Annotated in this window: 12 protein-coding genes; 2 read left to right on the forward strand and 10 right to left on the reverse strand. The window is 71.7% G+C overall.

What is annotated here, in order from left to right; genetic code table 11:
* Nucleotides 1–124: 124 nt before the first annotated feature.
* From ABD671_RS14355 to pdxH, 4 genes are all read right to left on the reverse strand, one after another.
* Nucleotides 125–2,083 carry an ABC transporter ATP-binding protein gene (locus tag ABD671_RS14355; RefSeq protein WP_344734106.1) on the reverse strand — a complete coding sequence of 653 codons (1,959 nt, stop codon included), beginning with the start codon at nt 2,081–2,083 and terminating at the stop codon, nt 125–127.
* Nucleotides 2,080–3,819: an ABC transporter ATP-binding protein gene (locus ABD671_RS14360; protein ID WP_344734107.1), complete on the reverse strand. Its 1,740-nt coding sequence runs from the start codon at nt 3,817–3,819 to the stop codon at nt 2,080–2,082. The genes ABD671_RS14355 and ABD671_RS14360 overlap by 4 nt, the downstream gene beginning before the upstream one ends.
* Nucleotides 3,819–4,427: a TetR/AcrR family transcriptional regulator gene (locus ABD671_RS14365; protein WP_344734108.1), complete on the reverse strand. Its 609-nt coding sequence runs from the start codon at nt 4,425–4,427 to the stop codon at nt 3,819–3,821. The genes ABD671_RS14360 and ABD671_RS14365 overlap by 1 nt, the downstream gene beginning before the upstream one ends.
* A 155-nt stretch (nt 4,428–4,582) precedes the next feature.
* Nucleotides 4,583–5,254 (reverse strand): pyridoxamine 5'-phosphate oxidase, encoded by a 672-nt coding sequence (gene pdxH, locus ABD671_RS14370; RefSeq protein ID WP_344734109.1) that lies wholly within the window; start codon nt 5,252–5,254, stop codon nt 4,583–4,585.
* A 63-nt stretch (nt 5,255–5,317) separates the two neighbouring features.
* Between pdxH and ABD671_RS14375 the strand changes: the two genes are divergently transcribed.
* Nucleotides 5,318–6,421 carry a citrate synthase 2 gene (locus ABD671_RS14375; RefSeq protein ID WP_344734110.1) on the forward strand — a complete coding sequence of 368 codons (1,104 nt, stop codon included), beginning with the start codon at nt 5,318–5,320 and terminating at the stop codon, nt 6,419–6,421.
* Nucleotides 6,422–6,660: 239 nt separating this feature from the next.
* Here ABD671_RS14375 and ABD671_RS14380 read toward each other — a convergent pair whose 3' ends face one another.
* The 3 genes from ABD671_RS14380 to ABD671_RS14390 form a co-directional block, all read right to left on the reverse strand.
* The gene (locus ABD671_RS14380; RefSeq protein WP_344734111.1) at nt 6,661–7,227 is read right to left on the reverse strand and encodes a VldE C-terminal domain-containing protein; all 567 of its coding nucleotides are present in this window, start codon (nt 7,225–7,227) and stop codon (nt 6,661–6,663) included.
* 116 nt (nt 7,228–7,343) lie between these two features.
* Complete coding sequence (locus ABD671_RS14385) at nt 7,344–7,880, reverse strand: GNAT family N-acetyltransferase (protein WP_344734112.1); 537 nt, start codon at nt 7,878–7,880, stop codon at nt 7,344–7,346.
* A complete protein-coding gene (locus ABD671_RS14390) occupies nt 7,852–8,310 on the reverse strand; it encodes a zinc-ribbon domain-containing protein (RefSeq protein ID WP_344734113.1) in 459 nt (152 codons plus the stop codon). Before ABD671_RS14390 ends, ABD671_RS14385 begins: the two co-directional genes overlap by 29 nt.
* Before the next feature lie 82 nt (nt 8,311–8,392).
* On the opposite strand from ABD671_RS14390, the gene serC reads away from it, so the two are divergent.
* Entirely contained in the window at nt 8,393–9,517 is a 1,125-nt protein-coding gene (gene serC, locus ABD671_RS14395) for a phosphoserine transaminase (protein ID WP_344734114.1), read from the forward strand.
* A gap of 105 nt (nt 9,518–9,622) precedes the next feature.
* Here the strand turns inward: serC and ABD671_RS14400 are convergent, their stop codons facing one another.
* The 3 genes from ABD671_RS14400 to ABD671_RS14410 form a co-directional block, all read right to left on the reverse strand.
* Nucleotides 9,623–10,633, reverse strand: coding sequence for a DNA topoisomerase IB (locus ABD671_RS14400; RefSeq protein WP_344734115.1), 1,011 nt, complete (start codon nt 10,631–10,633; stop codon nt 9,623–9,625).
* A gap of 69 nt (nt 10,634–10,702) precedes the next feature.
* Nucleotides 10,703–11,701, reverse strand: a complete 999-nt coding sequence (locus ABD671_RS14405) for a hypothetical protein (protein ID WP_344734116.1) — start codon at nt 11,699–11,701, stop codon at nt 10,703–10,705.
* 1 nt (nt 11,702) lies between these two features.
* The gene (locus ABD671_RS14410; RefSeq protein ID WP_344734117.1) at nt 11,703–12,914 is read right to left on the reverse strand and encodes a class I SAM-dependent methyltransferase; all 1,212 of its coding nucleotides are present in this window, start codon (nt 12,912–12,914) and stop codon (nt 11,703–11,705) included.
* Between the last annotated feature and the right edge of the window lie 10 nt (nt 12,915–12,924).

Below are 12,924 nucleotides of genomic sequence, written 5' to 3' on the forward strand. Positions count from 1 at the left end.
TACCTTCGACCCTCAGAGGTCATCACCGACCTCCTGTTGCACTGACCGCCCGAAAGCGCCCCGGTGCACCGGTGATTCCTGCAGCCACCCCGGCCCGATCCCGTCCACCCCGCGAGACACCCCGCTACGCGGCCTCCACCGCCGCGAACTGGCTGCGGTAGAGCCGGGCGTAGGCGCCGTCGGCGCGCAGCAGCTCGTCGTGGGTGCCCTGCTCGACGATCGCACCCGACTCCATCACCAGGATGAGGTCGGCGTCGCGGATGGTGGAGAGCCGGTGGGCGATCACGAACGAGGTGCGGTCGGCGCGCAGCGCGGCCATCGCCTGCTGCACCAGCAGCTCGGTGCGGGTGTCGACCGAGGAGGTCGCCTCGTCGAGGATCAGCAGCGCCGGGTCGGTGAGGAACGCCCGGGCGATGGTGAGCAGCTGGCGCTCACCGGCCGAGAGGTTCGAGCCCTCCTCGTCGACGATCGTGTCGTAGCCGTCGGGCAGGGAGTGCACGAACCGGTCGACGAAGGTGGCCCGCGCGGCGGCGCGCACCTCCTCGTCGGTGGCGCCGGGACGTCCGTAGGCGATGTTGTCGCGGATCGTGCCGCCGAAGAGCCAGGTGTCCTGGAGCACCATGCCGATGCGGCTGCGCAGCGCCTCGCGGGAGAGCGTGGCGATGTCGACGCCGTCGAGGGTGATGCGGCCGCCGTCGAGGTCGTAGAAGCGCATCACGAGGTTGACCAGGGTGGTCTTGCCGGCGCCGGTCGGGCCGACGATCGCGACGGTCTGGCCCGGGCGCGCGATCAGCGAGAGATCGGTGATGAGCGGCCGGTCGGGGTCGTAGGAGAAGGCCACATGCTCGAAGGCGACCTCGCCACCGCCGTCCCGCTGGGGCACGTCGAGTCCCGTGACGGGCTCCTCCTCGGCGTCCAGGAGTTCGAAGACCCGCTCGGCCGAGGCGACGCCCGACTGCAGCAGGTTGCTCATCGAGGCCACCGTGGTCAGCGGCTGGTTGAACTGGCGGGTGTACTGCACGAAGGCCTGGACGTCGCCGACCGAGAGCTGGCCCGAGGCGACGCGCAGACCGCCGACGACCGCGACGACGACGTAGTTGAGGTTCCCGATGAACATCATCGTCGGCATGATCAGGCCGCTGATGAACTGCGCCTTGAAGCTGACGCCGTACAGGCCCTGGTTGTGCTCGGCGAAGACGTCCTCGACCTCGCCCTGACGGCCGAAGACCTTGACCAGCGCGTGCCCGGAGAAGGACTCCTCGATGTGGGCGTTGAGCTGGCCGGTGCGCCGCCACTGGGCGACGAACTGACCCTGCGAGCGCTTCATGATGGTGCGCGTGACGACCAGCGAGAGCGGCACCGAGATCAGCGCGATCACGGCCAGCAGCGGGCTGATCCAGAACATCATCGCCAGCACGGCGAAGACGGTCATGATCGAGGTGAGCAGCTGGCTCATCGTCTGCTGCAGGGTCTGGCTGACGTTGTCGATGTCGTTGGTGACCCGGCTCAGCACCTCGCCGCGCGGCGAGCGGTCGAAGTATCCCAGCGGCAGCCGGTGGATCTTCTCCTCCACCTCCTGGCGCATGCGCTGCACCGTGCGCTGGACGACGCCGTTGAGCACGTAACCGGCCAACCAGCCGAAGAACGCCGCCACGACGTAGACGGCCAGCGTCAGCGCCAGCCAGTGGCCGACGGCGGTGAAGTCGACGCCCACGCCCGGCACGACGCCCTGGGCCTTCGCGGCGTCGGGCAGCTGGTCGGACGGGATGTCGGCCAACCGGCGTCCGAGGAAACCCCGGAAGACCAGGTCGGTGGCGTGGCCGAGCAGGCGCGGACCGATGGACATGAGGACGACGCTGATCACCGAGAGCGCGACGACCAGCAGGGCCGGTGCGGCCTCGGGACGCATGCGGCGCACCATCCGCTTCGCCGACGGCCCGAAGGTCATCGCCTTCTGGGCGACCATGCCGCCGACCATCGGGCCGCGGCCGGGGCCGCCTCCCTGCGGGCTCTCGATGCGCTCGGTGGCCGCGAAGCCCTGGGGCTTGGCGGGCGCTCCGGTGCGGGGCTGGGTGTCGGTCATGCCAGGGCCTCCTCGGCGCTGAGCTGGGAGTCGACGATCTCGCGGTAGGTCGGGCAGCCGTCGAGCAGCTCGAGGTGGCTGCCGCGTCCGACGATGCGGCCGTCCTCGAGCACCACGATGAGGTCGGCGTCGCGGATCGTGGAGACGCGTTGGGCGACCACCACGACCGTCGCGTCGGCAGTGACCGGACGCAGCGCGGCGCGCAGCCGCGCGTCGGTGGCCAGGTCGAGGGCGGAGAAGGAGTCGTCGAAGAGGTAGATGCCCGGACGCCGGACGACGGCGCGGGCGATGGCGAGCCGTTGACGCTGGCCGCCGGAGAAGTTGGTGCCGCCCTGGGCGACCGGTGCGTCGAGCCCCTCGGGCAGCGCCTCGACGAAGTCGCGGGCCTGGGCGATCTCCAGCGCCGCCCACATGGCGGCGTCGTCGGCGTCCGGGGCGCCGTGGGCGAGGTTGGAGCGCACGGTGCCGCTGAACAGGTAGGCCTTCTGGGGCACCAGGCCGATCTGCGCCCACAGCAGCTCGGGGTCGAGGTCGCGGACGTCGACGCCGGCGACCCGCACCGTGCCGGCCGTGGCGTCGAAGAGCCGCGGCACGAGGTTGACCAGCGTCGACTTGCCGGCGCCGGTGGAGCCGATGACCGCGATGGTCTGGCCGGGTCGCGCGACGAGGTCGATCTCGTGCAGCACAGGCGACTCGGCGCCCGGGTAGGAGAACGTGACGCCCTCGAGGTCGAGGTGGCCGCGGCGGGCCGGGTCGGGCGCCACCGGTTGCGTGGGCGGGACGACGGAGGACTCGGTGTCGAGCACCTCGGCGATGCGGTCGGCGCAGACCGCCGAGCGCGGCACCTGCATGAGCATGAAGGTCGCCATCATCACCGACATGAGGATCTGCATGAGGTAGGCCAGGAACGCCGTCAGCGCACCCACCTGCATCTGCCCGTCGTCGACGCGGTGCCCGCCGAACCAGATGACCGCGACGCTGGAGACGTTCACGACCAGCATCACCAGCGGGAACATCGTGGCCATCCAGCGGCCCGCGCGCATGGCGACGTCGGTGAGCTCGTCGTTGGCGACGGCGAAGCGCTCCTCCTCGTGGCGCTCGCGCACGAACGCGCGCACCACCCGGATGCCGGTGATCTGCTCGCGCAGCACCCGATTGACCTCGTCGATGCGGGTCTGCATCTGCCGGAAGCTCGGAACCATGCGGCTGATCACGAAGCCCACCGAGACGAACAGGGCGGGGACGACGATCGCGAGGATCCAGCCCAGGCCGACGTCCTCGCGCAGCGCCATCAGCACGCCGCCGACCATCATGATCGGGGAGGAGACGGCGATGAGGCAGGCCATCACCACCAGCATCTGCACCTGCTGGACGTCGTTGGTGGTGCGGGTGATGAGGGACGGCGCCCCGAACTGCTGCACCTCGCGGGTCGAGAAGGTGCCGACCCGATGGAAGAGGTCGCGGCGCAGGTCGCGGCCCAGCGCCATCGCGGTACGCGAACCGAAGTAGGCCGCGCCGAGGCTGCAGACGATCTGGGCGACCGAGACGGCGAGCATGATCGCGCCGAGGCGCCAGATGGTGCCGGTGTCGCCGGTGACCACGCCCTCGTCGATGATGCGCGCGTTGAGGCTGGGCAGGTAGAGCATCGCGATGACGCCGGCGCTCTGGAGCACCAGGACGGCGATCAGCCAGGTGCGGAAGGGCACCAGGCGTTCGCGGAGCAGGCGGAGGAGCATCAGGGGTTCCTTTGCAGTCCGTGCAGCAGGGTCTCGACGATCTCCTCGGGGGTGAGGAGGTGACCGTCGGAGATGTGCGGATGGGTGCCGGCGAAGGTGAGCAGCCGCAGCCGGTGGGCGAACTGCTCGGGACTCACGGCGAGGCGGGCGGCGTCCGGTGCGATGACGCCGACGATGAGGGCGAGGAGTTGGGCGCGGGCGTCGTCGGCGCGGGCCTCGTCGTGGCGGGGCGGACGCACCAACCCGACGCGCTGCATGAGCCAGAAGGTGGCGCGCCAGCGCTGTTGGAGGATCGCGACGAGCGTGAGGAGGCGATCGGCGAGCGGCAGGTCGGGGTCGATCTCGAGGATGCGCTCGACGATCGCGCCGGGTTCGAAGGCCCGGTCGATGGCGAGGTCGACGAGCTCCTCCTTGGACTCCACGACCCGGAAGATCGTGCCCTCGGCGACGCCGGCCGCCTCGGCGATCTGCTTGGTCGTCACCTCGCGCCCGTGCTCGCGCAGCAGCTGGAGGGTGACGTCGATGAGGTGCTTGCGCCGCTCCTCGGGGGCCATCGGCCGCGCCCGGGTGCGGGTGCTCGTGCTGGTGCCGGACGTCGCGGGGGTCACGGGCTCGACTGTAAGTGAGTGAGCACTCACTCACAAGTGGGTTTCGTGGGGTCGTGAAGATTCAGCGGGTACCCGCCGAATCTTTCGCTTCACCGCCGAAGGTTCGGACGCGAACCGAAAGTTTCAGCGGGTACCCGCCGAAACTTTCGGACCCCCTACGGCGCCAACCGCTCCGTCACCCAGCCACCCGACCCGTCGGCCCGGTAGACCAGCCGGTCGTGCAGGCGGCCGGTGCGGCCCTGCCAGAACTCCACGGCCGAGGGACGCACCAGGTAGCCGCCCCACTCCTCGGGCACCGGCACCTCGCCGCCCTCGAAGCGGGCCTCGGCCTCGACGTAGGCGGCCTCGAGATCGGCCCGCGAGCCGACGACCGTCGACTGGTGGGAGGCCCAGGCGCCGAGCTGCGAGGAGCGGGGTCGGACGGCGAAGTACGCGGCGACCGTGTCCCGATCGAGCAGCTCTGCGACGCCGTCCACCCGCACCTGCCGCTCGAGGGGATGCCAGGGGAAGAGCAGCGAGCAGCGCGCCTCGTGCGCCAGGGCCGCACCCTTGCGGGAGCCGTGGTTGGTGTAGAAGACGAAGCCCTCGGGCGTGAGCTCCTTGAGCAGCACGATGCGCGCCGACGGCGCCCCGTCGGGGTCGACCGTGGCGACCACCATCGCGTTCGGTTCGTGGATGCCGCCGGCCACCGCGTCGTCGAACCAGCGGCCGAACATGGCCAGCGGATCGGGGGCCAGATCGGCCTCCGCGAGGCCCGCGCGGGCGTAGTCCTCGCGCAGTCCGGCGAGGTCGCGATGGATCGGATGCGCACTATCAGCGGACGCCATGACGACGACGGTAGAGGGTGGTGCAGAATGCGGCGGACAGCACACTGAGAAGGAGACACGCCCATGGCCGAGGTACACCACGGACTGGAAGGCGTCGTCGCCTTCGAGACGCAGATCGCCGAGCCCGACAAGGAGGGCTCCGCGCTGCGCTACCGAGGTGTCGACATCGAGGACATCGTCGGCCGCGTTCCGTTCGAGAACGTCTGGGGCCTGCTCATCGACGGCTCCTACACCCCCGGCCTGCCGGCCGCCGAGGCCTTCAACCTCCCCGTCCACACCGGCGACGTCCGCGTCGACGTCCAGGCCGCGATCGCGATGCTCGCGCCGGCCTTCGGCTTCGGCCAGACCTACGACATCAGCGACGAGCAGGCGCGTGCCGACCTCGCCCGCGTCGCGGTCATGGTGCTCTCCTACGCCGCCCAGTCGGCCCGCGGCCTGCAGGCGCCCGTCGTCCCGCAGCGCATCGTCGACGAGGGCGCCACCCTGGCCGAGCGCTTCCTCATCCGCTGGAAGGGCGAGGCCGACCCCAAGCACGTCAAGGCGATCGACGCCTACTGGAGCAGCGCGGCCGAGCACGGCATGAACGCCTCCACCTTCACCGCCCGCGTCATCACCTCCACCGGTGCCGACGTCGCCGCGGCCTTCTCCGGCGCCATCGGCGCGATGAGCGGCCCGCTGCACGGCGGCGCGCCCTCGCGCGTGCTCGGCATGATCGAGGACGTCGAGCGCACCGGCGACGCCGAGGCCTACGTCAAGCAGCTCCTCGACTCCGGCGAGCGCCTCATGGGCTTCGGCCACCGCGTCTACCGCGCCGAGGACCCGCGCGCCCGCGTGCTGCGTCGCACCGCGCGCGAGCTCGGCGCCCCGCGCTACGAGGTCGCCGAGGCGCTGGAGAAGGCGGCGCTCGCCGAGCTCCGCGCCCGCCGTCCCGACCGCGTGCTCGAGACCAACGTGGAGTTCTGGGCCGCGATCGTGCTCGACTTCGCCGAGGTGCCGGCCAACATGTTCACCTCGATGTTCACCTGCGCCCGCACCGGCGGCTGGTCGGCGCACATCCTGGAGCAGAAGAAGACCGGGCGCCTGATCCGCCCCTCGGCCATCTACACCGGCCCGGCCGCGCGTCCGGCCGACGCCGTCGAGGGCTGGCAGGCCTCCTGGGCCGACTGACGGGCTCGAGCACCAGCACCGTGCCGTGAGGGACGGCGTCCGATCGGACGCCGTCCCTCATGGCGTTCCGGGGTGTACGACGGGGACGACCGGGGCAGCACCGTCCGCCATGCGAGCCGACTTCTCAGGGGGAACTGGCACTGATCGGGCGAAGTTTTCCCTGAGAAGTGCAGGAGTCACCGGTGCACCGGGGATTCCTGCACGCCCCACCCGCCCGACCCGTCCATCCACCGGACACCTCACAGCCGTCCGACGAACCAGCTGGTCAGTCCCTTGCCCCCCGCCCGGGTGAGCGAGAGGTGCACGTGGTCGCGGTGCCGCAGGGTCGGCGAGCACCGCTTGAGCTTCTTCCCGCGACAGGCGGCGTTGCGGTACTTCTCGGCCTCGAAACCGCGGTAGGAGCTGTAGATGTGGTCGTCCCAGATCACGTACATGACGCCGAGCCGCCGAGCCCGCGCGTCCTCATCGCCGGCGTGGTCGGTCGCGAAGAGCCAGGTGAAGAGCCGATCGGCGGCCGCACGACCGCGCGCGGTGCGGGCGTCGACCATCCAGTCGATCGCGCGGCCCTCGTGGTGCTCGGAGACGGTGCCGTCGCAGCGGGCGCCGATGCGTCCGGGCGCGCCGCCGAAGCGCGCGACGATGAACCGCTGCAGCAGCACCGCGCCGGGCTTGGCGTGCGGGCGGCACTTCGTGGCCGGCTGGTAGGGCGCGTAGTCCTCGATGGGCGCGGGCTGAGCCGCCGCCGGCACCGTGAGCGCGAGGCACAGCAGGGGCAGGGTCAGGCAGAGCAGGGCGATCCGTCGCATGGGTCCTCCGAGAGAGCGGCCCGGGACCTCCGCCCGCGCCGGCCATCGACGCTACGTCGATGCGCGCGACGCCGTCCTGTCGATGCTGACACGCTGACCGAACGGTCAGACCCCGCTCACGGATGGAGCAATTTGGCGAAAGACCGCGACGACGGCGAGTCGGCGTAGTAGCCGAAGCCGGGGATCGGCGTGTACCCCGAGGAGAGGTAGAGCTCGATCGCCTCGGGCTGCTGGTCGCCGGTTTCGAGGACGACGAGCCGCGCGCCGGACGCCGCGGCATCGGCCTCGAGGTGGGACAGCATGCGGCGGGCCAGACCGCGCCGCCAGAATGCCGGACGCACGTACATGCGCTTGATCTCGACCGCCGCACCGCTGCCCGGCTCGACACCCAGGGCTCCAGCCGGGGAGCGCCGCCACGCCCCCGAGGCCGCCGGGACGCCGTCGAGGTACCCGACGAAGAACGAACCCTCGGGCGGGTCGAACATCAGCGGGTCGAGCGGAGTGGCGTCGGGGCCGCCGTAGCGCTCGACGTAGATCTCCTGGACCTCCTCGGTCAGCGCGACGGCGTCCGGGTCGCCGTAGGCGACATGCCGCACGCTCCAGCCCGGTGCCGCCTCGTCGGGCTCAGGCGAGCGATGCCCCACATCGGTCACAGAACCGTGCCTCCTGGTCGTTGCGCGTGCCGCAGGAGCGACAGTACGGCCCGCTCACGGCGGCGGCACCACCGGTGCCGGGAGCGGCGTCGTCGACCGTGCGACCGACGCCCAGGAGGCCTTCGCCGTCGGTGAGGTAGGCGGCCGACTGCTTGAGGGTCGGCATGGTCTCGCCGGCCACGTAGCGGCTCTGCGCGCCGAGGGTGCCGGCGCTCAGCGCGCCCAGGCCGAAGACCACGCAGAATCCGCCGGCGGCCAGGAGCAGGATGGCGCTGAACCCGGAGCCGGCGTCCATCGACTCCGAGGTGGCGCTGCGCACGAAGGAGATGCCGCCGACGATCGAGAGCGCGAGACCGGCCACGAGGAGGACGGCGGCGAGGATCCGCAGCGTCGTGCGGGTGGCGCCGGTATCAGGGAGTTGGTTCGCCATGCCGCCATGCTTCCCGACGGGGCCGGGTCCACACCTCAACCTCGACACCGGTCCAGGCCGGTGCGGCTGGGATGATGACGTCGTGAGCACGCCGGACCTGCACCTCCCCGCCGATCTGCTGCCCCGCGACGGTCGGTTCGGGTCCGGACCCTCGCGCATCCCGGTCGAGCGGCTCGAGCGGCTCGCGGCCAGCGGCGCCTCCCTCATGGGCACCTCCCACCGGCAGGCGCCGGTCAAGGCGCTGGTCGGCCGCATCCGCGCCGGTCTCGCCGACCTGTTCTCCCTGCCCGAGGGCTACGAGATCCTGCTCGGCCTCGGCGGCTCGACGGCCTTCTGGGACGTCGCCACCTACGGCCTGATCGAGCAGCGCAGCCAGCACCTGGTCTTCGGCGAGTTCACCTCGAAGTTCGCCACCGCTGCAGCCGACGCGCCCTGGCTGGCCGAGCCGCAGGTCATCTCCTGCGAGCCGGGGTCGCGGGTCGAGGCGGTGGCCGCGGACGACGTCGACGTCTACGCGTGGGCGCACAACGAGACCTCCACCGGCGTGATGGCGCCCGTCGTGCGTCCGGCCGGCGCACGCCCCGACCAGCTCGTCGTCATCGACGCCACCTCCGGTGCCGGCGGACTCCCCGTCGACATGAGCCAGGCCGACGTCTACTACTTCGCGCCCCAGAAGGGCTTCGCCTCCGACGGCGGCCTGTGGTTCGGCGCCTTCTCGCCGGCCGCGCTCGAACGCATCGCGCGCATCGCCGCGTCGGGGCGCCACATCCCGGCGTTCTTCGACCTCACCACGGCAATCACCCAGTCGCGGCTCGACCAGACCTACAACACCCCGGCCGTGGCCACGCTGTTCCTCATGGCCGAGCAGGTCGAGTGGATGAACGCCGAGGGCGGCCTGGCGGCGATGGTCGCGCGGACGACGGCGTCCAGCACCGCGCTGTACGGCTGGGCCGAGGCCGCCTCCTTCGCGCGCCCCTACGTCGCCGACCCCGCGCACCGCTCGCTCGTCGTAGGCACCGTCGACTTCGACGGCGCCGTTTCAGCCGACACCGTGGCCGCGGTGCTGCGTGCCAACGGCGTCGTCGACACCGAGCCCTACCGCAAGCTGGGCCGCAACCAGCTGCGGGTGGCGATGTTCCCGGCCACCGACCCGGCCGACGTCGAGGCGCTCACCGCGTGCATCGACTGGGTGGTCGAGCGGCTCTGAGCCGGGAGGAGTTTCCCCGGTCAGCCGGGGAAACTCCTCCTGGTCAGGCAATGCTTGCTGTGCCAAGCGGGAGTTTCCCCTGACAAGTCGGCCCCCAGGACGCCGTCAGGAGGCGTGCCGGGCCAGCAGCCGCAGCGTCGCCCGCTCCAGCGCCGCCTGACGCAGGTCGGGGCTGTCGTGACGGCGCCGCGTCGTGCCCGCGATGGTGACGCCGCGCTCGTAGGCCTCGATCACCCGGGGGTCGACGTAGGAGCTGCGGGCGAGGGTGGGGGTGTTGCCGAGGAACGAGGCGACGTCCTTCATCGCCGCTGCCACGGCCCGCTTGCGCGAGGCCGCCGTGCCGCCGTGCTCGGAGGTCTCGGCCAACGCCGTCGCGGCGATGACCGTGGCGTGCCAGGTGCGGAAGTCCTTCGCCGTGGCCTGGAGCCCGGTGCTGTCGCGGATGTACTCGTTGACCAGCTCGGGCAGCATCGACCGCCAGCGCCGCGCCTCCTGGTAGGAGAGCAGGCGGACGTCGTCCCCGCGGCGACGGCGCATCACCTCGATCGCCTCGACCACCACGGCGTCGTCGATCTCGATGCGGTGCGAGACCCCCGACTTCCCGACGAAGGAGAACACCAGCACCTCGCGACGACGCCGCACGTGGCGCCGTTCGAGGGTGGTCAGGCCGAAGGAGCCGTTGGCGTCGGCGTACACGTCGTTGCCGATGCGGAAGTAGCCGAGGTCGAGGAGCCGGACGGCGGCCGCGCACGCGCGTTCGAGGGGCATCCCCGTCGAGCCGAGATCGGCTGCCATCCGCTCCCGCGCGCGGGCGAGGCTGCGGCCGAAGAGCAGCATGCGCTCGAACTTCTCCGCGTCGCGCCGCTCACGCCAGGCGGGGTGGTAGAGGTACTGACGGCGTCCGGCGGCGTCGGTGCCCACCGCCTGGAGGTGCCCGTTGGGGTGCGGCGTGATCCAGACGTCCTGCCAGGCGGGCGGGATCACCAGCGAGCGCACCCGCTCGACGTCCGCCGGCTCCAGCCGATCGCCGTCACCGTCGAGGTAGACGAAGCCGCGGCCCGCGCGGCGTCGCGTCCAGCCCGGCTGATCAGGCGAGGTGCGGCGCAGACGGGGCATGCGCGGAGCCTAGGTCGGCGTCCGACGACCGGCCTCGTCCGAGGGCAGGGTGCAACCGGCCCGCGCGACCTACTTCGGCTTGAGCGCGCGCACCAGCACCACGACCATGCCGGTGAACAGGAAGCCCCAGAACACCCACACCCCCCAGCCGTCGATGCCGAAACCGGGGCTCAGCTCCTGCGGGCCGGACGGCGTCACGGCGGCGTCCTGGACGGCGGGGGTCGCGGCCGAGAAGACCGCGGCGCGCACCGACCGCGGCAGGTCGACGCGCAGGATCGGCGAGACCTGGCCCTCGGAGTCGATGTAGACCCTGCCGGCCTCGTCGACGGCGACGCCCTCGCCCTGCTGCTGGTCGGGCAGGTCGAAGGTGCCGAGCTGGCGCATGGAGGGGAACTCGTAGACGGTCGCGGAGTCGTAGTCGCGCAGGATGAGGTGGCGTCCGTCGGGGAAGAAGGAGCCGTCGGTGACGATGGCCCCGACGTCGGCGATCGGCGTCAGCCGGTTCGACGCATCGGCGCGCAACCGCTGCGGCGCCTCGTAGAGCATGCCGCCGAGGAAGCCCTTGGTGGCCACGTAGAGCCGGCCCGACGTGGGGTCGCTCAGCAGGGTCTCGGCGTCATGGGCGCCGTCGGGATAGACGAGGTCGTAGGTCGTCGGTTCGACCGTGCGGGTGCCGCGTCCGACCGGGATGCGCGCCACCTGCACCGAGGAGCGCACCGACCGGTTGTCGCCGATGTCGCCGACCCACACGTGGCCACGCCCGGCGGGGGCGAGGGCCTCGACGTCGACGGCGTCGGGGTTCCAGTAGGTGACGCCGACGGTGCGCCCCGACCCGTCGACGGTGAAGACGCGGCCGACGTCGCCGGAGTCGTTGGTGGTCTCGAAGAGCCCGTCGCGCACGACGAGCGCGCTCGCCTCGACGATCTGGGGGTCCTGGAAGACCAGCACCTGGTGCCCGGTCGCGGTCGGCGCGAGGCCCGGGCCGATCACCGTGCCCACGACGAACGGCACCACCGAGAGCGCGCCGAGCACCTTGTCGGCGGCCATCGGGAGCAGGGAGCCGAGCACCTCAGGCCTCCAGCAGCGTGGCGAGCCGCGGGGTCAGGGCCCAGGTGTCGACGAGATCGTCGTACTCGGCACGCACGCTGCCGCCGGTGACCGGGCCGCCGGTGCGGATGCACCGCAGCAGGGTGTTGCGCGGCGTGTGCTGGCTCTCGACGAACTGCACGACCTCGACCTTGTAGCCATGCAACCGCATGAGGCCGGCGCGGACGCCGTCGGTGAGGGTGTCGGCCAACCGCTCGCGCAGGATGCCGTGGCGGGTGAGCATCGCGTACGGGGACGGCGTCGGCGAGCGCCGCATCTGGGCGGCGATGTCGTGGTGGCAGCAGGGCGCGGCCAGCACGACCGGTGCACCCCAGCCGACGGCTCGGGCCAGCGCGTCGTCGGTGGCGGTGTCGCAGGCGTGCAGGGCGAGGACGACGTCGGGCGCCGGATCGAGGACGACGTCCTGGATCGACCCGACGACGAACTCCATCGACGCCTCGATGCCCAGACGCTCGGCGACCGCGGTGTTGTGCTCGCGCGACTGCTCCTTCACGTCGGCGCCGATCACGTGCACCGGGAGACCCCGCTCGCCGGTGAGGAAGCGGTGGGCGGCGAAGGTCAGGTAGGCGTTGCCGCAGCCGAGGTCGACGATGCGCAGCGGCTCCTCGGGCGTGGGACGCCGCAGCCGGCCGCGCTCGATCGCGTCGGCGATCGTGGTTTCGAGGTGGCGCAGGAACTCCTCGACCTGACGGAACTTCGCCTGCCGGGACGGCTTGATGCGGCCCTCGGCGTCGCTGATGCCGAGCTCGCGGAAGACCTGGTCGTCGGCTGCCAGCAGCCGCTGCTTGTCGCGGTCGTGACCGCGTTCGATCGCCACCGGCTGGGCGCGTTCGGCGGTGTGGACGACCGCCTCCAGCTTCTTGGTGACCCGCACCTGGTGCGACTCGGTGGTGGTCTCGACGTGCCAGTTGGCGAACGGCTGATCGAGCAGGTCGTCGACGGCATCGCGGGCGGCCTCGCCGACCGCGTGGTTGCTCGTGTGCGCCTGGGTCTGGTCGTAGGCGGTGATCTGCAGGTGCCGACCGCCCTTGAGGTCGACGTAGCGGAACTCGACGCGCCGGTACTGCGGCGTCGTCCCCTTCTGGCGGCCCGACGCGACGGCGCGCACCAGAGCGTCGGGGTCGAGCAGGTGACCGCGCATGCGGGCCAGCACCCGCAGCAGGGGTTCAGACATCGCCGCGCTC

The sequence above is a fragment of the Nocardioides fonticola genome, from assembly GCF_039536805.1.
Taxonomy (GTDB): Bacteria; Actinomycetota; Actinomycetes; order Propionibacteriales; family Nocardioidaceae; genus Nocardioides; species Nocardioides fonticola.

Excerpts from the sequence above, each read along its gene's own strand:
- ABD671_RS14355 (WP_344734106.1), bottom strand. The coding sequence starts at position 2,083 with ATGACCGACACCCAGCCCCGCACCGGAGCGCCCGCCAAGCCCCAGGGC.
- ABD671_RS14360 (WP_344734107.1), bottom strand. The coding sequence starts at position 3,819 with ATGCTCCTCCGCCTGCTCCGCGAACGCCTGGTGCCCTTCCGCACCTGG.
- pdxH (WP_344734109.1), bottom strand. The coding sequence starts at position 5,254 with ATGGCGTCCGCTGATAGTGCGCATCCGATCCATCGCGACCTCGCCGGA.
- ABD671_RS14375 (WP_344734110.1), top strand. The coding sequence starts at position 5,318 with ATGGCCGAGGTACACCACGGACTGGAAGGCGTCGTCGCCTTCGAGACG.
- ABD671_RS14380 (WP_344734111.1), bottom strand. The coding sequence starts at position 7,227 with ATGCGACGGATCGCCCTGCTCTGCCTGACCCTGCCCCTGCTGTGCCTC.
- ABD671_RS14390 (WP_344734113.1), bottom strand. The coding sequence starts at position 8,310 with ATGGCGAACCAACTCCCTGATACCGGCGCCACCCGCACGACGCTGCGG.
- ABD671_RS14400 (WP_344734115.1), bottom strand. The coding sequence starts at position 10,633 with ATGCCCCGTCTGCGCCGCACCTCGCCTGATCAGCCGGGCTGGACGCGA.
- ABD671_RS14410 (WP_344734117.1), bottom strand. The coding sequence starts at position 12,914 with ATGTCTGAACCCCTGCTGCGGGTGCTGGCCCGCATGCGCGGTCACCTG.